This window comes from Nocardia coffeae, assembly GCF_019890715.1.
Taxonomy (GTDB): Bacteria; Actinomycetota; Actinomycetes; order Mycobacteriales; family Mycobacteriaceae; genus Nocardia; species Nocardia jiangxiensis.
In genome coordinates, this window is sequence record NZ_JAINZY010000005.1 from 118,378 (window position 1) to 142,414 (window position 24,037).

23 protein-coding genes and 2 tRNA genes are annotated in these 24,037 nt (G+C 65.3%); 12 read left to right on the forward strand and 13 right to left on the reverse strand.

Annotated features, from left to right (window positions below; translation table 11 throughout):
- Nucleotides 1-31 precede the first annotated feature (31 nt).
- Nucleotides 32-104 (forward strand) — tRNA-Ala (locus K7711_RS20240).
- Nucleotides 105-242: 138 nt separating this feature from the next.
- Here the strand turns inward: K7711_RS20240 and K7711_RS20245 are convergent.
- The gene (locus K7711_RS20245; RefSeq protein WP_222971010.1) at nucleotides 243-731 is read right to left on the reverse strand and encodes a hypothetical protein; all 489 of its coding nucleotides are present in this window, start codon (nucleotides 729-731) and stop codon (nucleotides 243-245) included.
- 295 nt (nucleotides 732-1,026) lie between these two features.
- Here K7711_RS20245 and cynR point away from each other — a divergent pair, with 295 nt between their 5' ends.
- From cynR to K7711_RS20275, 6 genes are all read left to right on the forward strand, one after another.
- On the forward strand, nucleotides 1,027-1,911 hold the full coding sequence (gene cynR, locus K7711_RS20250) for a transcriptional regulator CynR (RefSeq protein ID WP_222971011.1): 885 nt from the start codon (nucleotides 1,027-1,029) through the stop codon (nucleotides 1,909-1,911).
- 118 nt (nucleotides 1,912-2,029) lie between these two features.
- Nucleotides 2,030-2,500: a cyanase gene (cynS, locus tag K7711_RS20255; RefSeq protein WP_040816933.1), complete on the forward strand. Its 471-nt coding sequence runs from the start codon at nucleotides 2,030-2,032 to the stop codon at nucleotides 2,498-2,500.
- 27 nt (nucleotides 2,501-2,527) lie between these two features.
- Nucleotides 2,528-3,025: a nucleoside deaminase gene (locus K7711_RS20260; protein ID WP_222971012.1), complete on the forward strand. Its 498-nt coding sequence runs from the start codon at nucleotides 2,528-2,530 to the stop codon at nucleotides 3,023-3,025.
- Nucleotides 3,026-3,034: 9 nt separating this feature from the next.
- Nucleotides 3,035-3,550, forward strand: coding sequence for a DUF4822 domain-containing protein (locus K7711_RS20265; protein WP_222971013.1), 516 nt, complete (start codon nucleotides 3,035-3,037; stop codon nucleotides 3,548-3,550).
- A 370-nt stretch (nucleotides 3,551-3,920) separates the two neighbouring features.
- Entirely contained in the window at nucleotides 3,921-4,736 is an 816-nt protein-coding gene (locus K7711_RS20270; RefSeq protein WP_222971014.1) for an SAM-dependent methyltransferase, read from the forward strand.
- 90 nt (nucleotides 4,737-4,826) lie between these two features.
- On the forward strand, nucleotides 4,827-5,150 hold the full coding sequence (locus K7711_RS20275) for a hypothetical protein (protein WP_222971015.1): 324 nt from the start codon (nucleotides 4,827-4,829) through the stop codon (nucleotides 5,148-5,150).
- 42 nt (nucleotides 5,151-5,192) lie between these two features.
- On the opposite strand, the gene K7711_RS20280 is transcribed toward K7711_RS20275, so the two are convergent.
- Together K7711_RS20280 and K7711_RS20285 are read right to left on the reverse strand one after the other, a co-directional pair.
- A complete protein-coding gene (locus tag K7711_RS20280; RefSeq protein ID WP_222971016.1) occupies nucleotides 5,193-6,506 on the reverse strand; it encodes an ABC transporter permease in 1,314 nt (437 codons plus the stop codon).
- Nucleotides 6,503-7,375, reverse strand: a complete 873-nt coding sequence (locus K7711_RS20285; protein ID WP_235747503.1) for an ABC transporter ATP-binding protein — start codon at nucleotides 7,373-7,375, stop codon at nucleotides 6,503-6,505. The genes K7711_RS20280 and K7711_RS20285 overlap by 4 nt, the downstream gene beginning before the upstream one ends.
- A gap of 294 nt (nucleotides 7,376-7,669) precedes the next feature.
- Between K7711_RS20285 and K7711_RS20290 the strand changes: the two genes are divergently transcribed.
- The gene (locus K7711_RS20290) at nucleotides 7,670-8,059 is read left to right on the forward strand and encodes a hemophore-related protein (RefSeq protein ID WP_222971018.1); all 390 of its coding nucleotides are present in this window, start codon (nucleotides 7,670-7,672) and stop codon (nucleotides 8,057-8,059) included.
- 408 nt (nucleotides 8,060-8,467) lie between these two features.
- Here the strand turns inward: K7711_RS20290 and K7711_RS20295 are convergent, their stop codons facing one another.
- Nucleotides 8,468-9,184 (reverse strand): enoyl-CoA hydratase/isomerase family protein, encoded by a 717-nt coding sequence (locus K7711_RS20295; RefSeq protein WP_308014847.1) that lies wholly within the window; start codon nucleotides 9,182-9,184, stop codon nucleotides 8,468-8,470.
- Nucleotides 9,185-9,263: 79 nt separating this feature from the next.
- Complete coding sequence (locus K7711_RS20300) at nucleotides 9,264-9,776, reverse strand: MarR family winged helix-turn-helix transcriptional regulator (protein ID WP_222971020.1); 513 nt, start codon at nucleotides 9,774-9,776, stop codon at nucleotides 9,264-9,266.
- A gap of 23 nt (nucleotides 9,777-9,799) precedes the next feature.
- On the opposite strand from K7711_RS20300, the gene K7711_RS20305 reads away from it, so the two are divergent.
- On the forward strand, nucleotides 9,800-10,309 hold the full coding sequence (locus K7711_RS20305) for a carboxymuconolactone decarboxylase family protein (protein ID WP_222971021.1): 510 nt from the start codon (nucleotides 9,800-9,802) through the stop codon (nucleotides 10,307-10,309).
- 74 nt (nucleotides 10,310-10,383) lie between these two features.
- On the opposite strand, the gene K7711_RS20310 is transcribed toward K7711_RS20305, so the two are convergent.
- The 8 genes from K7711_RS20310 to dnaA all read right to left on the reverse strand — a co-directional run bounded on the left by K7711_RS20310 (nucleotide 10,384) and on the right by dnaA (nucleotide 22,439).
- Nucleotides 10,384-10,457 (reverse strand) — tRNA-Ile (locus K7711_RS20310).
- Nucleotides 10,458-10,598: 141 nt separating this feature from the next.
- Nucleotides 10,599-11,534, reverse strand: coding sequence for a DUF3566 domain-containing protein (locus K7711_RS20315; RefSeq protein ID WP_222971022.1), 936 nt, complete (start codon nucleotides 11,532-11,534; stop codon nucleotides 10,599-10,601).
- 44 nt (nucleotides 11,535-11,578) lie between these two features.
- Nucleotides 11,579-14,092 carry a DNA gyrase subunit A gene (gene gyrA / locus K7711_RS20320; protein WP_222971023.1) on the reverse strand — a complete coding sequence of 838 codons (2,514 nt, stop codon included), beginning with the start codon at nucleotides 14,090-14,092 and terminating at the stop codon, nucleotides 11,579-11,581.
- Between the two features lie 48 nt (nucleotides 14,093-14,140).
- Complete coding sequence (gene gyrB, locus K7711_RS20325; RefSeq protein WP_222971024.1) at nucleotides 14,141-16,186, reverse strand: DNA topoisomerase (ATP-hydrolyzing) subunit B; 2,046 nt, start codon at nucleotides 16,184-16,186, stop codon at nucleotides 14,141-14,143.
- A 400-nt stretch (nucleotides 16,187-16,586) separates the two neighbouring features.
- A complete protein-coding gene (locus tag K7711_RS20330) occupies nucleotides 16,587-17,156 on the reverse strand; it encodes a DUF721 family protein (RefSeq protein WP_222971025.1) in 570 nt (189 codons plus the stop codon).
- 107 nt (nucleotides 17,157-17,263) lie between these two features.
- Nucleotides 17,264-18,460, reverse strand: coding sequence for a DNA replication/repair protein RecF (gene recF, locus K7711_RS20335; protein WP_222971026.1), 1,197 nt, complete (start codon nucleotides 18,458-18,460; stop codon nucleotides 17,264-17,266).
- A gap of 133 nt (nucleotides 18,461-18,593) precedes the next feature.
- On the reverse strand, nucleotides 18,594-19,763 hold the full coding sequence (gene dnaN, locus K7711_RS20340; RefSeq protein ID WP_222971027.1) for a DNA polymerase III subunit beta: 1,170 nt from the start codon (nucleotides 19,761-19,763) through the stop codon (nucleotides 18,594-18,596).
- Nucleotides 19,764-20,630: 867 nt separating this feature from the next.
- Nucleotides 20,631-22,439 (reverse strand): chromosomal replication initiator protein DnaA, encoded by a 1,809-nt coding sequence (dnaA, locus tag K7711_RS20345; RefSeq protein ID WP_222971028.1) that lies wholly within the window; start codon nucleotides 22,437-22,439, stop codon nucleotides 20,631-20,633.
- A gap of 565 nt (nucleotides 22,440-23,004) precedes the next feature.
- Here dnaA and rpmH point away from each other — a divergent pair.
- The 3 genes from rpmH (at nucleotide 23,005) to yidD (ending at nucleotide 24,033) form a co-directional block, all read left to right on the forward strand.
- The gene (rpmH, locus tag K7711_RS20350; RefSeq protein ID WP_033085250.1) at nucleotides 23,005-23,148 is read left to right on the forward strand and encodes a 50S ribosomal protein L34; all 144 of its coding nucleotides are present in this window, start codon (nucleotides 23,005-23,007) and stop codon (nucleotides 23,146-23,148) included.
- A gap of 82 nt (nucleotides 23,149-23,230) precedes the next feature.
- A complete protein-coding gene (gene rnpA / locus K7711_RS20355; protein WP_222971029.1) occupies nucleotides 23,231-23,647 on the forward strand; it encodes a ribonuclease P protein component in 417 nt (138 codons plus the stop codon).
- The gene (yidD, locus tag K7711_RS20360; protein WP_222971030.1) at nucleotides 23,644-24,033 is read left to right on the forward strand and encodes a membrane protein insertion efficiency factor YidD; all 390 of its coding nucleotides are present in this window, start codon (nucleotides 23,644-23,646) and stop codon (nucleotides 24,031-24,033) included. Before rnpA ends, yidD begins: the two co-directional genes overlap by 4 nt.
- Nucleotides 24,034-24,037 lie beyond the last annotated feature (4 nt).

Below are 24,037 nucleotides of genomic sequence, written 5' to 3' on the forward strand. Positions count from 1 at the left end.
TGAAGGTTGTCCGCGCGGACAGCACCCGACTGGGGCCTTAGCTCAATTGGCAGAGCACTGCCTTTGCAAGGCAGGGGTTAGGGGTTCGATTCCCCTAGGCTCCACCGAATGGTCGCGGCGACGATACGGAATCCTCGAAAAAGGATGCCTCGTCGTTCGAGAGACCTGGTAGTTGTACAGCGGGCCGGGCTCACCATATGGGAGCCCGGCCCGCTTTTCCATCGGTGCGGGAGATCCGAGAGTCAGTCGACCATGATGGTGGTCACGCTCTGCGAATGCGGCATGTCGGTGTCGATTCTGACTTCCACACGTCCGGATCCCGTATTCGTGACGAATTCGCCGCGCTTCGGGGTTGGCATGCCGAAGAAATCGGGAATCTCCGCCGGGGCCGTGAGATTCACCGACTGCGATCCGGATGCGCCGGTCGTGAGATTGCGCCAGTGCACCGTCGGCGTCACCGCGCACCACGGTGCCTGAATACCGAGGAATTTCAGACTTCCCAATACCGTGAAGGTGACTTCTCCCCTGCGCTGGGGCCAATTGTGCCACGTCCGCGCATTACCCCATACCGCACCGGCACAACCGATTCCGCGCACCGCGGTGGAGGATTGTGCAAGCGGAGAGTCCGTGTAGGTCAGCGGGGCCGCACCGGCGGTGGCGGTTCCGCCGGCCACCGCGGCCATGACCAGCGCGCCGCCCATCAATACCGTCTGCAATCTCTTGTGAAGCATTGTTCGTCAGACCTCTTTTCGGTGGACCAACAGTTTCATCGACCGGAAGTTACGTCTCGTTACACCGGCCGAATGTCAACCGGCGAGCACAGGAATGCAATTCCGGACCAGATTTGATCGGCCGTCGAACCCCTGGCCGTGAGCGACTATAGTCGTCCCCGCCACGGAACGGACAGCGCTGCATACCTATTCAATGGTCCAGGATCGCGCCCGGCACGGCCCGACAGGCCACCGTCGCGCCGGCTCAGGTACACCGGCGACGTCGAGTTCGCCGGGCGCAGTTTATGGTTGAATGATGGAGCTGCGGCACATCCGGTATCTGCTGGCCGTTGCCGACCACGGGAATTTCACCCGCGCGGCGGAATCGCTCCATATTTCACAGCCGACGTTGTCGCAGCAGATCAAGCAGCTCGAGCAGGTGCTCGGGGTGGTGCTGCTGGATCGGTCGGGGCGCGCGGTGCGGCTGACCGACGCCGGTGCGGTGTACGCCCGGCACGCGCGGCTGGCGTTGCGGGATCTCGAGGCCGGTGAGCGTGCGGTGCACGATGTGCAGGACCTGAGTCGCGGGCAGCTGCGGGTGGCCATGACGCCGACGTTCACCGCGTATTTCATCGGGCCGCTGGTGCACCGGTTCCGGTCCGCGCATCCGGGGATCGCGGTCACCGTCCGGGAGACGACGCAGGATCGGATCGAGGCGGATCTGCTCGCCGACCGGCTCGATCTCGGTATCGCCTTCGCCGGCGCGCACGCCGCGGGCATCGAAGCCACCGACCTGTTCGACGAAACGCTCAGCCTCGTCGTCGGCCCGGACCACATACTCGCGGCGGCGACCGGTCCGCTGCCGGTCGGGCAGCTCACCCGGGAGCCGCTGGGCCTGCTGAGCAGCGATTTCGCGACGCGCGGGCATATCGACGACTATTTCGCCGCATGCGGGGTGCGACCGCATATCGCGGTCGAGGCGAATTCGATCAGCGCCCTGCTCGAATTCGTCCGACGCGGCTCGCCGGCGACCGTGCTGCCCGATGCGATCACGCACGCGCACAACGATCTTCACCCGGTACCGCTGACCCCGCCGATGCCCCGCCGGACGGTGTGCCTGTTGCGTCGCGGCTCGGCATATCACTCGGCAGCGGCGCGGGCATTCACCGCAACGGTCCACGAGATCGTCCGCGAACTCTGACCATCGACACCATCTATCGCTGCGATGGAAAACAAGTATTGGACACTATAACCCCAGGTGGACGACTCTGGATTGCATCAGGTCCCGATGGCCGACGCAACGAAAGGAATCGTCCATCATGGTGCATGCACAGTTCGACCCCAGCGCACGGCAGGCCCTGGCCGCGGCCGCTGTCGAGGCCAAGATCGCCGCGAATCTGACCTGGGAGCAGATCGCCGACGCCGCCGGCTATTCGACCGCATTCGTCACCGCCGCGGTCCTGGGCCAGCACCCCCTACCGGAACCGGCCGCCGTCGCGGTCGCCGATCTGCTCGGACTCGGCCCGGACGCGGCGCGCACACTGCAGACCATCCCGACCCGCGGATCGATTCCCGGCGGCATCCCCACCGATCCGACGATCTACCGCTTCTACGAGATGCTGCAGGTCTACGGAACGACGCTCAAGGCGCTCGTGCACGAGCAGTTCGGCGACGGCATCATCAGCGCCATCAATTTCAAGCTCGACGTGCGCAAGGTCCCCGATCCCGAGGGCGGCGAACGCGCCGTGATCACCCTCGACGGCAAGTACCTGCCCACCAAACCTTTCTGAGCCCGCCGGAAATTCGAAAGGACCGCAATGGATTTCGCACAACACACCATCGATCTGGCGCGTCGCAACGTCGAGGAGGGCGGGCGTCCGTTCGCCACCGTCATCGTGCGGGACGGCGAGATTCTGGCCGAGAGCCCGAACCGGGTCGCCCAGACCAACGACCCCACCGCCCATGCGGAGATCCTCGCCATTCGCGCGGCCTGCACCGAGCTGGGCACCGAACATCTCACCGGGACGACGATCTACATCCTGGCCCTGCCCTGCCCGATGTGCCTGGGCGCGCTCTACTACTGCTCACCCGACGAGGTCGTCTTCCTGACCACTCGCGAGGAGTACGAGCCGCACTACGTGGACGACCGGAAGTACTTCGAATTCGACAACTTCTACGGCGAATTCGGCAAACCGTGGGATGCGCGCCGGCTGCCGATGCGGCACGAGGCCCGCGCGGACGCCGTCGATGTCTACCGCCGGTGGCAGCAGCTCAACAACGGCGAGCGGCGGGTGCCCGGCGCGATCGCGAACTGAGGACTACTCATGAAGAAACTCGCTCCGGCATTGGCGGCCGTTGCCGCCGTCGGCCTCGTCGCTGCCTGCGGCAACAGCAACAGCTCGGAGAACGCGCCGTCCACACCGGTGGCGGCTTCGACATCGGTGGCGGTCGCCGAGGGATCGCCCTCGGCGGTGCTGGCGTCCACACCGTGGGAGACCACCTCCGCGAAGGAGGCGCACGGCGGGTCGGTCGCGCTGACCGACGACGCGGTGAAGAACTACGTCGGATTCGCGTATTTCAAAGCCGACGGCACCTTCACGATGTTCACTCTGGACGACTCACCGAAGATGCACGGCGACTGGGCCGTCTCCCCGGACGGTAAGACGCGCACGATCGTCGCGAAAAATGCCGCGGGACAGGTGCAATCGCGCCGAGTCGTCGATATCGTCACGCTCACCGACAAGGAGTTCACCTATCGCGTGTACCCCGATGCGAACGACAAGTCGGTGTACTACGACATCGTCCACACGCCGACGAACCACAAGCAGCCGACCGCATAGGTCGTTCCCGGTGTATCTCGAGGCGAATTCGCCTCGAGGTCACCCCGTTTCCCTTCCACCCCATCGGAATCCACTGCTCCGCCATGGCCAGAGCCTGTCCCGCATCCTCGCCCCTACCGGAACGCCGCAGAAATTGCTCCAACGAGGTGAGAGCCGGATATTCCGCCCGCAACAAAGCCAGATAGGCCTGGAACCCACCCTCGTCGTGGAACGCGCAGGATCGCCGCGCCAAGACGATCCGGCTGACGCGGGCTTCCGATTGTGCCGTGTTCTGTAGCGCATCGAGACAACCGTGGGGTACCGTCGAGGAGCATCACGGGTCCGGCGGAGGGTTCGATTCCGGGTCGGCGAGTTATGAACCGAGGCTGAAATGTCCACTGCGCCAAAGCTTCCCGATTGGGCGGATGATGACATCGATCCCCGGGTGCCGAGTATCGCGCGGATCTACGATCATCTGCTGGGCGGGTCGCACAATTTCGCGGTGGACCGGGATTGGGCGGACGATCTGGAACGCCGTTGGCCGGGCATCACTCAGGCGACCTGGGCGAATCGCGCATTTCTGCGCCGGGTGATCAGATATTGCGTCGAGGCGGGTATCACCCAGTTCCTCGATATCGGCTCGGGCATCCCGACCGCGGGCAATATCCACGAGATCCTGACCGAGCTGGGCGTGAACGGCCAGGTCGTATACGTCGACAACGATCCGGTCGCCTTCCTGATGGGCCGCCGAATCCTGGCCGGCATCCCGTGGGCGACGGCGATTCGCGGCGACTTCCGCGATCTGGACACGCTCGTGCGTTCGCCGGAGGTCGCACAACATATCGACTTCACCGAACCGGTTGCCGTACTGGTGCTTTCGATCCTGCACGTGGTCGGGGACGAGATGGATCCGCAGGGTGTGCTCGGCCGCCTGCGCGACGGCCTGACCCCCGGCAGTCTCCTGGCGATCTCGCATTTCACCAACGAGGGCTGGTCCGCGGAACGGCTCGATGAACTGCTCGAGCTGACCCGCTCGACGACCACCCCGGGCCGTCCCCGGTCGGCGGCCGAGATCACCGCACTCTTCGACGGATTCGAACTCGTCGAGCCGGGCGTCGTCCAGGTTCCGCTGTGGCGACCGGATTCGGATACGCCGCAGCAGACCCGATACCTGGACTGGCTCGGCGGTGTGGGCATCAAACGGTGAAACCGGGACGGTTTTCGGCGTAAGGCGCGACACGCGATGTTGCTCGAGTGATGCTGGACAAAGGTCCCGCGCCGGGCAAGGCTTTAGTCCGTGGACCCCGACGACTGGCATCGGTTGCTCGAGCGGCTGACCGGGATCTCCGCCGAGCTCGCCGAGACCGTGAGACTGGAGGTCGCGGTGCGCCGACCGGGAACCGCGACGACGGCCGCGTTCGAACAGATGCTGCCCGCCCTGGAACAACTCGCCGAGGGGACCGACGATCTTGCCGTCCTGCGATCGCTGCTGGGCCTGCCGCCGCGCCGGCACCCCTGTTCCGCCGAGGATATCGCCGGTGTGGTGAACGGCGATCTGGAAACCGTCCAGCGCGTGCTGGTCGGCATGATCCGCCAGCGCGCGGCCGAACCCGAATACTGATATTCGACGAACTTCGCAGGGCAGCAAGCTGATCAGGGACAGTTACCGGCCGATTCCCGCAGTTGTTTCCGGGCGATCCTCGACGACTTCCAGGTCCCGCTGGGCATCCTGATCCGGACTCACCGAGTCGGCGCCGACACGTCGGGCAGGCATCGCACGCGCCAACGCGGTGCGCAGCGAGACCCGACCACCGGTGTGCAACACCGCATTCGCGTAGACCCGTCCGGCCAGCCACACGGTGAACACGATCGTCACCAGGGCGATCACCACCGCGGCCGCCATCTGCTGACCGGGCACCCCGTAGACCGCACGCATCGGCATCACCACCGGTGACAGCAGCGGGACAAACGACAACACCACGGCCGCAACGCCATCGGGATGAGCGGGCACGACGGTCTGCCCGACCAGGTAGGCCGCGATGACGATCACGGTGACCGGTGTGGCCACCGAGGCCAGGTCCTCCTGCCGCGAGACCAGCGCGGCGGCCGCGGCGATGACCAGCGCATACGCGAAATATCCCAGGAGATACCACAGCACCGCCCAGCCGACCGCACTCGTGAGCACCGCGGCCGAGATGTGCAGCACCCCCAGCGCGCTCGCCGCACCCGCACCCGCCGCGGCCAGCACGACCACCTGCCCGATGGTCACCACGCCGATGCCGAACACCTTGCCCGCCAGCAACTCCCACGGCCGAATCGTGGCCAGCAGCAGTTCGACGATGCGGTTGGCCTTCTCCTCGACCACGCCCTGTCCGGTGAGCTGAATGCTGATCAGCAACATGATGTACGTCAGCACCCCGACGACGCTCGCGATCCCGGTCAGCTCGCCGCGGTGATCGTCGGCCGGTTGCAGCGACCGGGAGTCCACCGTCGCGGTGGATATCATGCGCTGCACCGTCGCCGGATCACCGCCCAACGCGCTGATCTGCTGATTCAGCGCGATCTGGCGGGCCAGCAGGTCGAACCCGGTCCGCAGCCCGTCCGGCAGCGAGGATTTCACCACCACCTGCAGCCGACCGTCCGATACGCCGGTGAACAGCGCGGTCAGATCGCCCGAGCGCACCCGGCTCTCGCCTGCCGCGCGATCCACCAGCACGGTCCGGATGCGCTGTCCCGCTGTCTGTCCCGCACCGACGAGCATCTGCTGGTACCGCGCGGTTTGCGCGGTCACCCCCACCGTCGGCGTCGCGGACTGTTGCGTCCGGCCGAGGAAACCGAACAGCACCACCGTGCCCACCACCGCTGCCACCAGAACGATCGTGATCACCAGGAACGACCGGGACCGCAGCCGCGTACCGATCTCCCGCCCGGCGACCAGTTCGATCGCCCGAACCGACGACATCCGCATGCTGTTCATGCGACGGCTCCCTGCTCCTGGTCGGCGACCACGTCATGGAACAATTCGGTCAAAGTCGGCCTGATCCTGGTGAATTCGTGCACCGGCCCCACCGCCGCGGCCGCGCCCAGCACCCACTGATCATCGGCGCCCTCGGCCAGCCGCAGAATCCAGCGCGTCCCCTCGCGCCGCTCCACCTGCACCCCGGGCAGCCGCGCGGTCCAGTCCCCGCTCACCCCGGGCGCATCGATCGCGATCCGGTCCGGGCCCAGACCGCGCAGTTCCTCGACCGTGCCGCAGGCCACCACGGATCCGTTGCGGACGATGCCGACCCGGTCGCACAGGCGTTCCACCAGGTCGAGCTGATGGGAGGAGAACATCACCGGACTGTTCCCGGACGCACAGCGCTCGCGCAGTACCGAACTCATCACCTCGACCGCCACCGGATCCAGGCCGGAGAACGGCTCGTCCAGCACCAGGATGTCCGGCTCGTGCACCAGCGCGGTCGCCAACTGCACGCGTTGCTGATTGCCCAGACTCAGCTTCAGCACATCGTCCCGGGCACGCTCCTGGATGCCGAGCCGCCGCATCCACCGGTGCGCGGATTCCTCCGCCTCGAATGCCGAAAGTCCGTGCAACCGCGCGAAATACGTCAACTGAGCGGCCACCGGCATGCGCGGATACAGCCCACGCTCCTCGGGCATATAGCCGATACGCCGGCGCACATCGAGGTCGATCGGGCGGCCCTGCCAGCGGACCACGCCGCGGTCGGCTCCGATCACACCCATCACGATGCGCATGGTGGTCGTCTTGCCCGCGCCGTTCGCGCCGACGAATCCGAATATCTCACCGGCGTGCACGTCGAAAGTCATATCCGACAACGCGACCATTTCGCCGTACCGTTTGCACACACCCTCGATCCGCAACACGTGAATCTCTCGCCTCCCATACGCCGACCGGTCGGTGACATCCGTTCCGGCACCCCGAAATTCGATGTTATCTCCGGCGAATTCGATATCGAGACAGCGTGTGTATTCGCCGCATCCGCGCATCACCGTAGGTGAGCCAGCGGGTTTTCCCCCGGCGCGCGGTCGGCGCGTCGCCGTCATCGCACCGTCGTTGACTACGATCACCGCCGGGGTACCGGCCCCGTTATTCGATCGAACTCCACGAAGGGTGAATTCATGAGGATGCTCAACGCGCGGTGCGCGATTGCCGCCATCGCTGTCGGCGGATTCGCCGCGGGCACCGGATTGCTCGGATCGACGACGGCCTCGGCGGACATGATCGATGATTTCAGCCCGTTGCTCACATCGACCTGCTCCTTCGCTCAGATCGATGCCGCGATGCACCAGGTCGCCCCGGCTGCCGCCGCTCGCCTGGACGCGTCGCCGGTGCAGCGGAACATCTTGCGGTTCGCGTTCTCCCAGCCGGCCGAGAAGCGCACTGCCATGCTCGAACAGCTTGCGGCACAACGGAAGAAGATGGCCGGTGTGAGCGTCCCCGAGCTGAGCTCCAACCAGGCGGCGGGCCCGATGATGCAGCAGGTTGCAGATTCCTGCCACCGATACTGACCGGCCATCCGGAAAATCCGCCGGAATACCTACCGATGAAATGATCTTCCCCCGACACGCCGAGCCGGTTCGGTGTGAAAAGCGTGCACTTTGACATGATCACTCCGGCAAGATCAACATCGAATTTCAGTAACAGGAGGAATCATGCTTCTGCCAGTCGTTGGCAGTGCCGCCGGTGCCGCCGTTGCAACCCTGGGAGTGGTTCTCGGCGCCATTATCGCGTTGCTCTGAGATATCCCTGTCCAGGGCTCGAGGGGTATATCCCGGAGACAGGCCGGACGTCGGCAGGAGGGACGTCCGGCCTGCTTTTCGCATTCACGATATTCGGCATCCGGAATTGACGCGAAAAAGTCAGCTGCCGGATTTCACCGGCAGCTGACACTATTCATCGGGGTGCTCTCCGAAAAATTATCCGCAGGCGACGCTCGCATTGTTGTAACCGGCCACCGGAGTGCGCAACCGCGTCACCGCCTCCTCGTAGAGCCGGTACTTGATGTCACGCAGCACCGGCCCGCGGGTATGAGCCACGTTCTTGGCGTATTCGACTGCCGCGCAGAGCACTTCGGTCTCCACCGCGGTCTCGTCGACCAGTCCCAGTGTCAATGCGTCCACACCGCCGTACCGCCGACCACTGACCATCGCCTCGTGCGCCACGCGTGGCGCCAGCCGGGCCGAGGCCAGCGCCACGGTTCCGGGCGCATAGGACGCACCGATGGTGATGCCGGGCAGGCAGAAAAACCCGCGGTCCACCCGCATCACCGCACGGTCGTGGGCGAGCGCCAGGAACGCCCCCGCTCCGAACGTGTGCCCCTGCAGGGCGGCGACCGTCGGCAGCGGTGCGATCAGCAGCCGGGCGAACAGCAGTTGAATTTCGCTGAGATATCCGTCGACCTCGTCGGGATGTTCGGCGACCCACCTCAGATCCGCGCCGGTCGAGTAGTACTTCCCCGCCCCGGTCGTCACCAGCGCACGCGGCCCGTCCTGCGCCTCGATGTCGTCCAGCAGTGCATGGAACCCCGCGATCCACTCGGGATGGAATCTGTTCTCCGGATCGCTGCCAGCAGTGTGCTGAGACTCACCGAAGTGCAGGATTGCAACGTCTCCCTCGTGTTCCAGATATGGCACTCCGGTGACGCTACAGGGTTGCTGAAATCCTCTCAGGGATTTCGGAGCGGATGGGCACACACCGTGTCGACCGGGCGGATCAACTCGTTCCGCCCATCCAGCCCGCCGCATCCAGCCGGAACGCAGTGGGCGCCGTGACCTTTCGGAGGTCGTCCTCCAGTGCGCGCAGGCGCCCCTCGCCCAGCGCGGCACTCCAGGTGGCCCGAATCCGATCGAAGATCGCCGCCGAACGGGCCAGCGAATCGAGCCCTCGCGGGGTCAACCGGACGATCCGGCGGCGGGCGTCGGCAGGGTCGTCGACTCTTTCCGCGTAACCGGCGGCGACCAAGCGGTCGACGGTCTTACCCGCCGCCTGTTTGGAAACGCCCAGGCGGCGGCCGATTTCACTGGCGGGCGCGCCGTCCAGGCCGATCGCCTGCATGGCGAATCCATAGGCCGGGCGCACGTCCGGGTGTCCCTGCTCGGCGAGTTCGGCGTGCAACTCGTCGAGGACCGTGCGAAATCCCGCGAAGAGCAACAGGGGCAGTTCGTAGCCCACAGGTTCCCTCTTGCCGGAATCGACAACCTGGTTTACCGTTTGATCGTCAACCATGTTGTCTATATTAGGAGGATCAGATGTTCGACGCGCACACCGTGGATACCGCCCCGGAGGGATCACGACAGGCGATGCGGAACGTCGCGGCGGCATGGGGCGGAAAACTGCCCGAGGCCGCGGCCAGACTCGCCAACGCACCCGAGCTGCTGAACGGCTTCCTGGCCATGAGCGACAGCTTCGACAACTGCACCCTCGATCCGCTCGCGCGCGAGGTCGTCATCATGGTCGTCGCCGTCCGCAACGACTGCCACATCTGCATCCGCATCCATTCCGCCAGACTCCGCGCACACGGCGCGGACACCGCCCTCATCGCCGCCCTGCGGGCCCAGGAAGCCTTGTCCGACAAGCGACTCGAAGCCATCCGGGTCTTCACCCTCGCCGTCCTGGCCACCGCCGGCGGTGTCGACGACGACACCCTGCAAGCCCTGCTGGCGCACGGATACACCGAACGCAACGCACTCGAGGTCGTCCTGGGAATCGGCACCTACACGATGTCGACCCTGGCCAACCGCCTGGTCCGCGCGGTATGACCCGAATCCGAAGTGTGCCGGAAATGGCGAAAGCCCTCGACCGAAACCACTGGTCAAGGGCTTTTCATGGGATGTGGGCCTAGGAGGACTTGAACCTCCGACCTCTTCGTTATCAGCGAAGCGCTCTAACCGCCTGAGCTATAGGCCCGTAGGGGCTGGGGTTTGTTGCCCCGAACCGAGAGCAAAGATTACCCGACCATCCCTGGAACAACCAAAACGGCTGGTAGGAGGGGTGCAGATGGAAACGGCCGGGCCTGCGGGGGCAGGTCCGGCCGTGGGTGGAGCGGGACTAGTCGGGGTCGGCCAGGGTTACCTGGATACCGCCGACGAGGTCGGTGCACTGGTTGTAGATGAAGACGCCGACCGTGGACAGGGCCGTCATCAACACGACGTTGATCAGGCCGATGACCGCGGCATAGCCGAAGACCGTGCCGGCGTCGATCAGGGCCGAGGAGTTCGAGTTGTTGTCCGACACCATATCGGTGAACGTGCTGTTCAGACGGTCCCAGACACCCATGCCGGACAGCACGATGTACAGGAAGCCGACCGCGAGCATCCAGACGAAGAACATCGCCACGCTGATCACCAGCGAGATCTTCAGCGTCGACCACGGATCGATGTGCCGCACCTGAACGGTCGCGCGCAGCGGCTGACCGCTGGCCGCGGCCTGGACCACGGCCTGCGGGACAGCGGGCGATACGGGTTGCTGTGTCGTGGCGGTGTGCTCCGAGGGCGGCAGCGGGTGACGCAGCTCGGACAGGTCCGGCATGTCCTTCACCAGCTCGGGGCGGGCGATGCTGCGGGTGGGTCCGTCGATGCCGACGGACTTCACCATCGCCGCTTCCTTGCGCGCGGCCTTGGCCGCCAGATCCGCTGTGGTCCGGGCATTACCCGAACCGCCCAGGCTCACCGACGGCGGCCGGCCCGCCACCGGAGCCTGGCCCGGACGGTTCAGATTGGACTGCGGCTCACGCTGCGGCAACTGCGACCATCCCTCCTCGAACCGGGAACCGGTGTCGGCCTTGGCCTTGGCCGACTCGCCCGACTCCTCCTGACTCGCGAAATCGGCTGACTGATCGGTACTTTCGGGCGTACTGCCCGACCCGCCCTCACCCGTGCCTGCCGGCCGCGGAATGGGACGGGGCGGAATCGGGGATGATGCTATCCGCTCGGTCACACCATTGGCGTGGGGCCGCTCGTCGTTCGGCTGGTTCGGAGTGGTCAATGGGGATTCCTTAGATCCGTTGTGCCGCCGCTGCTCGGGTAAAACTACTTCTTCTCGGAACCACTGGTGTCGTCTTCGCCGGGAACCTCGTCGGGCTCGTCGGCGTTACGAGCGATCGCAAGCAAGGTATCGCCCTCACCGAGATTCATCAATCGCACGCCCTTGGTCTGACGGCCCGCTTTGCGAACCTGTTTCGCCGCGGTCCGGATGACACCGCCACCGGAAGTGATCGCGTACAGCTCGTCCTCATCATCGACGATGAGCGCACCCACCAGACTGCCACGACGCTGGTCGTACTGGATAGTCAGGACACCTTTTCCGCCGCGGCCCTGTGCGGTGTACTCCTCGATCGCGGTCCGCTTGGAATAGCCGCCGGACGTGGCGACCAGCAGATACGTATCGTTGCGAACCACGTTGAGCGACAACAGTTCGTCATCGGTGTTGAACCGCATGCCCTGCACACCGGAGGTGGCCCGGCCCATCGGACGCAGCACCTCGTCGTTGGCGGGGAAGCGGATCGACTGACCGTGCGCCGAAACCAGGAGCAGATCGTCGTCGGCCGAACACAGTGCGGCGCCGACCAATTCGTCGGTGTCGCGCAGATTCACCGCGACGATGCCGCCGGTCCGGTTGGAGTCGAAATCGGTCAGCTTCGACTTCTTGACCAGGCCGTTGCGGGTGGCCAGCACCAGATACGGCGCGTCCTCGTAGGTCTTGATCTGGATGACCTGGGCGATCTTCTCCTCCGGCTGGAAGGCCAGCAGGTTCGCCACGTGCTGACCGCGCGCGGTGCGGGCGGCCTCGGGCAGTTCGTACGCCTTGGTCCGGTACACCCGGCCCAGGTTCGTGAAGAACAGCAGCCAATCGTGTGTCGAAGTGACGAAGAAATGCTTGACCAGGTCGTCCTGCTTGAGCCCGGCGCCCTGCACACCCTTGCCGCCGCGCTTCTGGCTGCGGTACAGATCGGTCTTGGTGCGCTTGGCGTAGCCGGTCTCGGTGATCGTGACGACCACGTCCTCGCGGGCGATCAGATCCTCGTCGGCGACATCGCCGTCGGCGGAGATGATCCGGGTGCGCCGGTCGTCGCCGTACTTCTCGACGATCTCCTGGAGCTCGTCGCGCACGATCGCGCGCTGCCGCTCCGGCTTCTCCAGGATGTCCTTCAGATCCGCGATCTCGAGCTCGATCTTGGCCAGCTCGTCGACGATCTTCTGACGTTCCAGAGCCGAGAGCCTGCGCAGCTGCATATCGAGGATGGCCGTGGCCTGGATCTCGTCGATGTCCAGCATTTCCATCAGGCCGGTGCGCGCGGTGTCGGTGTTGGCCGAACGCCGGATCAGCGCGATGACCTCGTCCAGCGCGTCCAGCGCCTTGACCAGTCCGCGCAGGATGTGGGCGCGTTCCTCGGCCTTGCGCAGCAGGTAGCGGGTGCGCCGGACGATGACGTCCAACTGGTGCTCGACGTAGAGCCGGATCATCTGATCCAGGCGCAGCGTGCGCGGCACGCCGTCCACGATGGACAGCATGTTCGCGCCGAAACTGGTCTGCAGCTGGGTGTGCTTGTAGAGGTTGTTCAGCACCACCTTGGCCACGGCGTCACGCTTGACCGTGACCACGATCCGCATACCCGCGCGGTCCGAGGACTCGTCGTGGATATCGGAGATGCCCGCGATCTTGCCGTCCTTGACCTGCTCGGCGATCGCGTTGATGAAGTTGTCCGTGTTGACCTGGTACGGCAGCTCGGTGATGACGATCGTGGTGCGGCCGCGGTTGTCCTCCTCGATCTCCACCACACCGCGCATGCGGATCGAACCGCGCCCGGTGGTGTAGGCGTCGTGGATGCCCTGGCTGCCGACGATCAGGCCGTGCGTCGGGAAGTCCGGGCCCTTGACCCGCTCCATGCACGCGGCGAGGGTGGCTTCCTCGTCGGCGTCGTAGTTGTCCAGCGCCCAGTAGATCGCCTCGGCGAGCTCGTTCAGGTTGTGCGGCGGGATGTTTGTCGCCATTCCGACCGCGATGCCGTTGCTGCCGTTCATCAACAGGTTCGGCACCCGGCTGGGGAGAACTACCGGTTCCTGGGAACGACCGTCGTAGTTCGGCGTGAAATCGACTGTCTCGTGGTCGATTTCACGCAGCAGCTCCATGGCCAGCGGCGTGAGGCGGCATTCGGTGTAACGCATGGCGGCCGCGCCGTCGTTACCGCGCGAACCGAAGTTGCCCTGCCCGTCCACCAGCGGATACCGCAGCGACCAGGGCTGCGCCATGCGCACGAGGGTGTCGTAGATCGAGGCGTCACCGTGCGGGTGGTAGTTACCCATCGTTTCGGCGACCGGGCGCGCGGATTTCACATAGCCACGATCGGGGCGATACCCGTTGTCGTACATCGCGTACAGCACGCGGCGGTGCACCGGCTTGAGGCCGTCGCGAACCTCGGGCAGGGCGCGGCCGACGATCACGCTCATCGCGTAATCGATGTAGCTGCTCTGCATTTCGTTCTGGATGTCGACCGGTTCGATCCGGTCGCCACCACCGCTGGGCGGCAGTGTCGTTTCAGTCATGAAGTCTCCTTTGTAGTCCTGGTCCGCGGCAGCGTGATGCGCGCCGGACTACACATCGAGGAAGCGAACGTCCTTGGCATTGCGGGTGATGAAGCTGCGACGCGCCTCGACGTCCTCGCCCATCAGAATGGAGAAAAGCTCATCGGCGGCGGCGGCATCGTCCAGCGTGACCTGGCGCAGCACACGCACCGACGGGTCCATCGTGGTCTCCCACAGCTCCTTGGCGTTCATCTCGCCCAGACCCTTGTAGCGCTGTACGCCGTCGTCCTTGTTGATCTTCTTGCCCGCGGCCAGACCGGCCTCGAGCAGACCGTCGCGCTCACGGTCGGAGTAGGCGAACTCCGGATCCGAACGCTGCCACTTGAGCTTGTACAGCGGCGGCTGGGCGAGGAATACGTGACCGTGTTCCACCAGCGGGCGCATGAAACGGAACAGCAGCGTCAGCAGCAGCGTCGAGATGTGCTGGCCGTCGACGTCGGCGTCGGCCATCAGCACGATCTTGTGATACCGCAGCTTGGCGATGTCGAATTCGTCGTGGATGCCGGTGCCGAAGGCGGTGATGATCGACTGCACCTCGTTGTTCTTCAGAACGCGGTCGATGCGGGCCTTCTCGACGTTGATGATCTTTCCGCGCAGCGGCAGGATCGCCTGATACATCGAGTCGCGGCCGGACTTCGCCGAGCCACCGGCGGAGTCGCCCTCCACGATGTAGATCTCGGACTTCGTCGGATCCTTGGAGCGGCAGTCGGCCAGTTTGCCGGGCAGCCCACCCAGATCGGTCGCGCTCTTGCGACGCACGAGCTCCCGGGCCTTACGCGCGGCGACGCGGGCCTGCGCGGAGGAAACCGCCTTGTTCACAATGGTTTTCGCATCGGCCGGATTGGCCTCGAACCAGTGCGCCAGGTGCTCGTTGCAGGCGCGCTGCACGAACGACTTGACCTCGGTGTTGCCGAGTTTGGTCTTGGTCTGGCCCTCGAACTGCGGCTCGCCGACCTTCACGCTGACGATGGCGGCCAGGCCCTCGCGGATGTCGTCGCCGGTGAGGTTGCCGTCCTTCTCCTTGAGGAGCTTCTTGTCCTTGGCGTACTTGTTCACCACCGTGGTGAGCGCCGAGCGGAAACCCTCCTCGTGCGTACCACCCTCATGGGTGTTGATGGTGTTGGCGAAGGTGTGGACGGACTCGGAATACCCCGAATTCCACTGCATCGCGACCTCGAGCTCGTGGCCCGTGCCCTTACCGGTGAACGCGACCACCGTGTTGTGGATCGGCTGCTTGGTCCGGTTGATGTGCTTGACGAAATCCTCGAGGCCGCCCGGGTAGTGATAGGTGCGGGTCTTGACCTTGTGCTCGACCGGTGCGGCTTCCTCGGCGTGCTTGGGCGCCTCGGCGTGCTCGCTGACCACTTCCTCGGTGACTTCGGACTCGGTCACCCGCTCATCGGTCAGGGTGATGGTCAGGCCCTTGTTGAGGAAGGCCATCTCCTGCAGGCGGCGGGACACGGTCTCGAAGTTGAAGACGGTGGTCTCGAAAATATTGGGATCCGCCCAGAAGCGGATGGTGGTACCCGTGCGCTTGGTCGACTCGCCCTGGATCAGCTTGCCGGGCTTGGCGTCCTTGTACTCCTGGCTCCAGTGGTGCCCGTCGTAGTCGATCTCTGCCTGCAAGCGAGTGGACAGCGCGTTCACCACGGAGATACCGACACCGTGCAGACCGCCGGACACTGCATAGGACTCGGAGTCGAACTTGCCGCCCGCGTGCAGCTGGGTCATGACCACCTCGATGGTGGGGATGCCCTGTGCATGCATGCTGGTCGGAATACCGCGGCCGTCGTCGACGACCTCGACACCGCCATCGGCCAGCAGAGTGACGTCGACGCGCGTGGCGTAGCCGGCCATCGCCTCATCGACGGAGTTGTCGACAACCTCCCAGATCAGGTGGTGCAAACCGCGCTCACCGGTGGAACCGATGTACATACCGGGGCGCTTGCGTACCGCTTCGAGTCCCTCGAGAACGGTAATGGAGTCGGCACCGTAGGTCTGCTTACCTGACTTGGGGTTGGTCGAGCCGCTTGCATGGGAGTCGTTGGCAGCCACTGCTCGGTAGCTCTCCTTACTTGCTGATCCCTCGGCACGACACTGCCGGTGCACACGTCGGACCCCAGACGGCCTCTGCTCGAGATGACGAACTGCTCGAGAATTACGGGTCCAGCGGGCGGCAGCACCGAACGTGCCGAGGGTATCGCCGCTAGTTACCTCACCATCCTACTGGTACACCCGGCACAGGATGCACCTATGACACCCCTGACAGCGTCGTGAGTGGGATAAATCGAACCGCGATGGGTCGGCTTGTAGGTTCGAATATCCCGTAAGCCTCCGTGGCCGATCGGATACCTGTGCGCCGATGGTCGTCGATCACTCGTTCCGATCCGGACACGGGATGGGTTGCGGCACTCGCCGTTCCCCATGTCGACCGCCACGTTCCACGTGAAACGCCTCAGCCGTAGGTATCGCGCGGACCGAGCCCTTTCACATGACGCGCACCCTTACGCCAACTGGGGGCGGCCGGTCCGCTGATCTTCAGGGTCTTGACCACGCCCTGTCCGACGGCCGCGTTGATCTTGGCCAGCAGTTGAGCCTGCAACATACGCAGCTGAGTGGCCCAAGCGGTCGATTCGGCCTGCACGCTGAGCACACCGTCGGTCAGCGAGATCGGCGTCGCATGGGTGGCGATGTCCTCGCCGACCACACTCGACCAGCGGCCGAAGACCATGCCCTCGGCGACCTTCCCGGACCAGCCGCGATTCTTGGCCAGCGCACCGGCGACCGCGGAGAGCAGTTGTGGATCGCGTTCGTCGGGGCGGGCTCCCGACCAACCGCGCCGACGAAGCGCCCGAACACCGCCCTTACGCGGCGATGCCCTCCCCTGCCCCACTGCCTTGCCGCTGGCCTTGGCCGCGGCACGGGCCTCCTCGAGCGCACGGCGGGCGAGATCGACCCCGCGCAACTCCGGGCCGGAGTCACCGGACGACGCGGCAGGCCCGTCGGATCCGGAATCGTCCGCCATCGCCCTGCCTTTCGTCGATCTGTGGATAAGTAGGCTAGTCGCTCCGCGCTGGGACACGCCGATCCGCCGTGGAGTGTCACAAGACCTGTCGTGACACCCGGTGAAGTTCAGGATGTGGTGGGCGACACCTGATCCGCGATATGCGAGGTCCGTTCGTCGGCCTCGCCGGTGGTTTCCACTCGCAACGGGGTCGCCTCGAGTTCGACCGGGACGTCCTCGGGGACAGCGGCGGTGATCAGCACCTGCTCGGCGGTTGCGGCGACAGTGGCCAGGGCGCTGCGGCGGCGGCGGTCCAGTTCGGCGAAGACGTCGTCGAGCATGAGGATCGGATCGGTGCCCATACCACGCAGCAATTCGAAGGCCGACAACCGCAGCGCCAGCGCGAACGACCACGATTCCCCATGGCTGGCAAAGCCTTTCGCCGGCGCCGAACCCAACATGAGTTCCAGATCGTCACGATGCGGGCCGACCAGGCACACTCCGCGCTCGAGTTCCTTCGGACGGGCCTGCGCCAGCTCACTCAACATGATCGCCTCCAGGACCTCGACGTCCTCGGGCTGTGGATCGCGCGCCGGATCCAGATATTCCGGCGGCAGATATCCGCTGCGATAGCGGATCGACGCGGTGCGCGATTCCGGGGCGATCGAGCGATACGACTGTTCGAGATGGGGATACAGATCGTGCACCAGCCGCAGCCGCTGGGCCAGCAGTTCCGCGCCGTGCGTGGCCAGATGCCCGTCCCAGACGTCCAGGGTGCTCAGTTCCGCGGCCTGACCGGGGCGTGAACGTGCCTGTCTGCCAGCGGTTTTCAACAGCGCCGAACGTTGACGCAGCACCCGGTCGTAGTCCGAGCGGACGCCGGCCAGCCGAGGTAGCCGGGCTGTGCACAACTCGTCGAGGAAGCGACGTCGCTCCGACGGGTCGCCGCGGACCAGGGCCAGATCCTCCGGCGCGAACAACACCGTCTGCAGGATGCCCAGGATCTCCCGGGTGCGCCGGACCGGAGAGCGATTGATCTGTGCGCGATTGGCCGAGCCCTGATTCAGCTCCATGTCGACCCGCAGCTCACGTCCGGCGTTGACCACTGTCGCGCCGATCCGAGATCGCTGCGCGCCCAGGCGAATCAGCGGTGCGTCCGAGGACACCCGATGTGAGCCGAGTGTGGACAAGTAGCCGACAGCCTCGACCAGATTGGTTTTGCCGTTGCCGTTGGCACCCAGGAAAACCGTTCGGCCTGGGGACAATTCGAGATCGACCTGATCCCAGGAGCGAAAATCACGCAGCGTCAACGTCCGCACGTACATCGCTCAGTCCACCGCCCCGATCGGGAACTCTGTGGAGAACTTCGGGAAGGCCCTCGAACGTCGGCCTCGCCCTTGGCTTTTCACAGAGTTGTCAACATTTATCCACAGTTGTCCGGACAATGCCGGTGCAGACTCAGCCCGGCAGGCGCACCGGCATCAACAGGTAGATGTAGTCGGTGGACAACGCGGCGAACGCACCGGAGTCGAGTACCTCGGGCTCCTGTTCACCGGTCGGGGTGAGTACCGCCGGACGACTCGGCGTGGTGAACCCGAAGGTCACCCGGTCCGAGTGCAGTGCGGACAGACCGTCGTTGAGGTAGCCCGGGTTGAAGGCGATGGTCAGCGGCTCACCGCGGAACTCGGCCTCGAGCCACTCCTCGGCGCGGCCCGCATCGTCGCCACCGGCCGAGAGCTGCAGGCCCTGTTCGGAGAATTCCAGCCGAACCTGGGCGCCGCGTTCGGCAACCAGCGCAACACGTTTGATGGCCTCGATCAGCGCCGCGACCTCGAGGGTGGCGATGGAGGTGTGCTCCTTGGGGAGCAATTGGCGGAACTTGGGGAATTCCGCGTCGAGCAGCCGGGTGGTGGTGCGGCGACCGCCGTTGACGATGCCGAGCAGACCGTCGGTACCGGTGCCGAAGGCGAGCTGCACGGGAGCATCGGAGGCCCCGAGCGTCTTGGCCGACTCGGACAGGGTGCGCGCCGGGACGAGCACCGCGGTCTCCACATCGGGACGACCGGGCTGCCACTCCAGGTGGCGAACCGCGAGCCGGAACCGGTCGGTGGCCGCGAGGACGACCTTGGTGCCCTCGATCTCGACCCGGATGCCGGTGAGCATGGGGAGGGTGTCATCGCGACCGGCGGCGACGGCGACCTGGCCGACGGCCGAACCGAACACGTCCACACCGAGTTCACCGGTCTGCGGCGGAAGTTCGGGAAGCTGGGGATAATCCTCGACCGGCATGGTCGGCAGGGAGAACTTCGCGCTGCCGCAGGCGATCAGCACGCGGGTGCCGTCGACGGAGACGTCGACCGGCTTGTTGGACAGTGCCTTGGTGATGTCGGCGAGCAGGCGGCCGGAGACCAGGACCTGGCCCGGACCGGCGACCTCGGCGGCCACTCGCATCTGCGCGGAGACTTCGTAGTCGAAACCGGACACCGTGAGACCGTCCTCGCCCGCGACGAGCAGGACGCCACCGAGCACCGGAACCGGCGGCCGCGAGGGCAGACTCCGGGCCACCCAGGCGACGGATTCGGCGAAATCCTCGCGAGCGACCCGAAACTTCATGCTTGCAAGCTCCATCGCCCGGTATTTCCTCTCCCAGTCTCGATCGGTCTTGATCTGTTCGGCTCGGCAGTGCGGGTTCATGCAGGAGGTGCTGATCGGCCTCCCGCGATTCGTCTCACAGGAGTGTGACACAGGCGACCGACACCAAACCGTACCCGCGGACGAGCCTACCGACTACGCCGCCCCTCCCGGTGCGTCGGATACGGGATACGGACTCGGGCGCGGCTCGATGCCCGCGCGAGGTTCGGCGCCGGAGGGTGTCGCTTCGCCGCGCTGTCTTCTCCTTGCCATCGATCCGAGGTTGGGGACGAAGCTCCGTCGCACCGATCCGTCCCGAACCGACTTTCCACACCGCCTGTTTTAAAAGAGAGATCTCTAGAAGAAGAACTGAAGTAGTAGTAGGCGCTGTGGATTCTGTGGACTCCCGGCGAATCGCCTGCTGAGAAGGCGTGGCGGCATGGGGATGTCGAGAGGGTGACTCGAGGATGAACATCGAGTCGTTGTGGACTCCACGAATCTGTCCCAGGCTCATCCTCGAGCCATCCTCGAGTTCTTCCATCATGATCACCCTGTTGTGCACACATGTGCACCAACCCGTGCAGAACAGGTGGATTCCTCGAGGACCTGACATGGAGTCCTCGAGGAATCCACAAGCCGAATCGGCCGTCTTCGCAGGTCAGACCTCGAGGACGAATCAGGGTGTGCAATCTGTGTACTAACTGCTGTGAGTAGCTGGTGCACAGATTCCTCCCCAGAGCTGTGCGCAACTCGGTGGACAGCCGGTGGATTCCTCGAGGACTCCACAAGAATTCCTCGAGGAATCCACATACGAAAAAAGCCCCTTCACCCTGGTCAGCGGGGTGAAGGGGCCTGTGGACCCGATCAGCGGGAGCGCTGTTTGATTCGGGCTGTGAGTTCTTGAACCTGGTCGTACACGCGGCGGCGTTCGGTCATCTCCTTGCGGACCTTCTTCTCCGCGTACATGACCGTCGTGTGGTCGCGGCCGAATGCCTGGCCGATCTTCGGCAGTGACAGATCGGTGAGTTCGCGGCACAGATACATCGCGATCTGCCGGGCCTGCGCGAGCGGACGCGCCTTACCCGGGCCGGTCAGCTCCTCCAACGTGGTGTTGAAGTACTCCGCGGTCACGGCCATGATCGTGGACGCGGTGATCTCCAGCGTGGTGGTGTCGGGCATCAGATCCCGCAGCACCACCTCGGCCAATGACAGATCCAGCGGCTGACCGTTGAGCGAGGCGAACGCCGTCACGCGGATCAGCGCACCCTCGAGTTCACGGATATTGCGCTCGACCCGGCTGGCGATGAGTTCGAGCACGTCGTGCGGGACGTCGAGCCGATCCATCCGCGCCTTCTTGCGCAGAATCGCGATGCGGGTCTCGAGTTCGGGTGGCTGCACATCGGTGATCAGCCCCCACTCGAATCGGGTGCGCAGTCGTTCTTCCAGGGTGGCCAGCTGTTTGGGCGGCCGATCCGAGGACACCACGATCTGCTTGTTGGCGTTGTGCAGGGTGTTGAAGGTGTGGAAGAACTCCTCCTGGATACCTTCCTTACCCTCGATGAACTGGATGTCGTCCACCAGCAGGATGTCGGTCTCGCGGTACCGGCGTTTGAACGCGACCTTGCGGTCGTCCCGCAGGCTGTTGATGAAGTCGTTGGTGAATTCCTCGGTCGAGACGTACTTCACCCGCATCCCGGGGAACAGCCGCTGGGCGTAGTGGCCGGCCGCGTGCAGCAGGTGCGTCTTGCCCAAACCCGAAGCGCCCCAAACGAATAACGGGTTGTAGGCCCGTGCGGGGGCCTCGGCGATGGCCACTGCGGCCGCGTGGGCGAACCGGTTGGAGGCACCGATCACGAACGTCTCGAAGGTGTACTTGGCGTTCAGGCTCGCCGAGGAGGAGGCCGGCGCGGACGGCGTCGGGGCCGGCGGCTCGGGCGATTTGGCGAAGTAGGTCGGCCACGAATTGTGCGCGTTGACGACCGGCTCGTCGTCCTCCCGCTCGTTCGGCATCGGACGGTGCTGTGGCGCGGGCTCGTGATCCGGGGCGAACAACGACTCCTGTCCGGGCGGAACAGGGACGTTCCGCACCGGAGGTAGATCGATATCACGCCGTTGGGGGCTTGCCTGAGTGTGGTTGGGGATGGTCGGCAATTCTCCGGCCATCGGTGCGGACACGTACTCGGGCTGGGGATAGTCGTCGTGACCCGGGTATTCGGGCGGGGTGTGATAGCGCGGAGCGGCGTAGTCGGGGGCCGGTTGGTAGTCGGTCGGTGCGGGGTAATTCACAGGTTCGCGAGGAGCGCGCGGATGTTCACGCAGCCGATCCGGGCGCGAGGTGAGCCGCGCGTGCCGGGGCGGACCGCCTGCGCGATCGGCCGGTGGCGCCGCCGGTGCGGCGATGCGCACACCGAGTCCCTCCACCTGTGGACCGAGCCGACGGGCCAGCGATCGGAGGATGGGTTCGCGCAGATCGCGTTCGATCGCCTCCTGTGCGAGGGAGGACGGCACCGAGAGCAGCGCGAATCCCTGTGCCACCGTCAGCGGTTTGACCAGGCCCAACCACGCCTTCTGGGCATTGGAGACCGGTGGTATGGCACCATCACCGGACCCTGTGGTGAGCTCGGCGACCACCTCCGGCCACACGGCGGTCAACACGTTCTGCTCGTCGTCCACGTATACTTCCTCCCCGATACAGGTCGCTAGGAGCCGACGGTCGGCATCGCCCGCAACCCCCGGTGGCATGAGCGTCGACGTGGCCGTCTGGATGGCTGGGGGCCATAAGAATATGCCACCCCCAGGGTCTTTCCACACAATTATCCACAGATGTGGACAACCCTGTGCGGATGAGTTGCGCCGTACACATTCCCCCTGCGGCGCTACGACCAGCGCTTCTGTAGCAATCTGCTAGCTACGCACCTTATATGCTGCGACGACCGTGGAGCAAGGATGGTTTCGGTCCGCCCGCGCGGGTCGAATCACACCGCAGGCGCCCGGACCGCGCGACGTGGTGCAGATCGCATCGAGGGACCCGGGTTTGACCCTGTCGGCGCAGATCAGTACCCTCGTACAGTCACCCATTGACGTGGTGTCGAGTGTCTGCTGCCCAGAGTAGCGAGGCTGGCGCACCCCGATGGGAGTTGCTCCGATATGGACCTCGTCCGTCGTCGCGAGCACACAAGAGTTTCACCCACCAGCTTCGGGCGTCACTGGGCGCCCACCTACTCGAGGAGTGTCGACCGTGGCCAAGGGCAAGCGGACGTTCCAGCCGAACAACCGTCGTCGGGCGCGGGTCCACGGGTTCCGTCTCCGGATGCGGACCCGCGCGGGCCGCGCCATCGTGTCGGCGCGCCGCGGCAAGGGCCGCGCCAAGCTCACGGCCTGATCCATCGGTACCGGTATCGGCGTCATGCTCTGTTCGCCGTTCGGTCCGCTCATTTCCACCCGTTACGTGCTCGGACACTCAGGTGTTGCCTGAGCCGTATCGGCTGCATCATCGTGCCGAATTCTCCCGGACGGTGCGGCACGGCCGACGAATCGGGAGACATGATCTTGTCGTGCACATATACCTCACACCCGCACTGCAGGCGGACGGCATAACCCCGTCCGTCCGCAACGGCGGGCCGAGGTTCGGTCTGATCGTCAGCAAGGCGGTGGGCCCCGCGGTGGTACGTCACCGTGTGGCTCGCCGCCTGCGTCATATCTGCGCCGGTGTGGTCGACGAACTGCCCACCTCGGCGGACGTCGTGATTCGCGCTCTACCCGGCGCGGCCGACACCGACAGCGCCGAACTGGATCGACAGCTCCGTTCGGCGCTGCGCAAACTTCTTCCGCCGCAGACTCCGACGGATACGGGCGTGCCGGAATACGGCAGGTCCTCATGAACCGGCTGCGGATGTTGGCCGCATTACCGGCGAAACTTCTCATCTTTCTCATCGAGCTGTACCGGACCTATGTCTCCCCTACACGGATGCCGGTATGCCGATTCACCCCCACCTGCAGTGAGTACGCGGTGACAGCGTTGCGCACCCGGGGCCTGTTCATCGGTCTCGGACTGACGGCCGTGCGTTTGGCCAAATGTGCGCCCTGGCACCCTGGAGGGTGGGACCCCGTTCCGGAGCGCAAACGGAAAGGGGCTGCCGCCGATCCGGCACCGCCCGAGAGCTCTGCGACCGAGCCTAGCCCGGCGACCGACGCGGCGGCCGAACACGAGCCTTTGAAGGAGTCGCCGCGCGCGGTGACTGGCGACACGACCGACGGGAGTACTTAGAGCC

Excerpts from the sequence above, each read along its gene's own strand:
- K7711_RS20245 (WP_222971010.1), bottom strand. The coding sequence starts at position 731 with ATGCTTCACAAGAGATTGCAGACGGTATTGATGGGCGGCGCGCTGGTC.
- cynR (WP_222971011.1), top strand. The coding sequence starts at position 1,027 with ATGGAGCTGCGGCACATCCGGTATCTGCTGGCCGTTGCCGACCACGGG.
- cynS (WP_040816933.1), top strand. The coding sequence starts at position 2,030 with ATGGTGCATGCACAGTTCGACCCCAGCGCACGGCAGGCCCTGGCCGCG.
- K7711_RS20260 (WP_222971012.1), top strand. The coding sequence starts at position 2,528 with ATGGATTTCGCACAACACACCATCGATCTGGCGCGTCGCAACGTCGAG.
- K7711_RS20265 (WP_222971013.1), top strand. The coding sequence starts at position 3,035 with ATGAAGAAACTCGCTCCGGCATTGGCGGCCGTTGCCGCCGTCGGCCTC.
- K7711_RS20270 (WP_222971014.1), top strand. The coding sequence starts at position 3,921 with ATGTCCACTGCGCCAAAGCTTCCCGATTGGGCGGATGATGACATCGAT.
- K7711_RS20280 (WP_222971016.1), bottom strand. The coding sequence starts at position 6,506 with ATGAACAGCATGCGGATGTCGTCGGTTCGGGCGATCGAACTGGTCGCC.
- K7711_RS20285 (WP_235747503.1), bottom strand. The coding sequence starts at position 7,375 with ATGGTCGCGTTGTCGGATATGACTTTCGACGTGCACGCCGGTGAGATA.
- K7711_RS20290 (WP_222971018.1), top strand. The coding sequence starts at position 7,670 with ATGAGGATGCTCAACGCGCGGTGCGCGATTGCCGCCATCGCTGTCGGC.
- K7711_RS20300 (WP_222971020.1), bottom strand. The coding sequence starts at position 9,776 with ATGGTTGACGATCAAACGGTAAACCAGGTTGTCGATTCCGGCAAGAGG.
- K7711_RS20305 (WP_222971021.1), top strand. The coding sequence starts at position 9,800 with ATGTTCGACGCGCACACCGTGGATACCGCCCCGGAGGGATCACGACAG.
- gyrA (WP_222971023.1), bottom strand. The coding sequence starts at position 14,092 with ATGACTGAAACGACACTGCCGCCCAGCGGTGGTGGCGACCGGATCGAA.
- K7711_RS20330 (WP_222971025.1), bottom strand. The coding sequence starts at position 17,156 with ATGGCGGACGATTCCGGATCCGACGGGCCTGCCGCGTCGTCCGGTGAC.
- recF (WP_222971026.1), bottom strand. The coding sequence starts at position 18,460 with ATGTACGTGCGGACGTTGACGCTGCGTGATTTTCGCTCCTGGGATCAG.
- dnaN (WP_222971027.1), bottom strand. The coding sequence starts at position 19,763 with ATGGAGCTTGCAAGCATGAAGTTTCGGGTCGCTCGCGAGGATTTCGCC.
- yidD (WP_222971030.1), top strand. The coding sequence starts at position 23,644 with ATGAACCGGCTGCGGATGTTGGCCGCATTACCGGCGAAACTTCTCATC.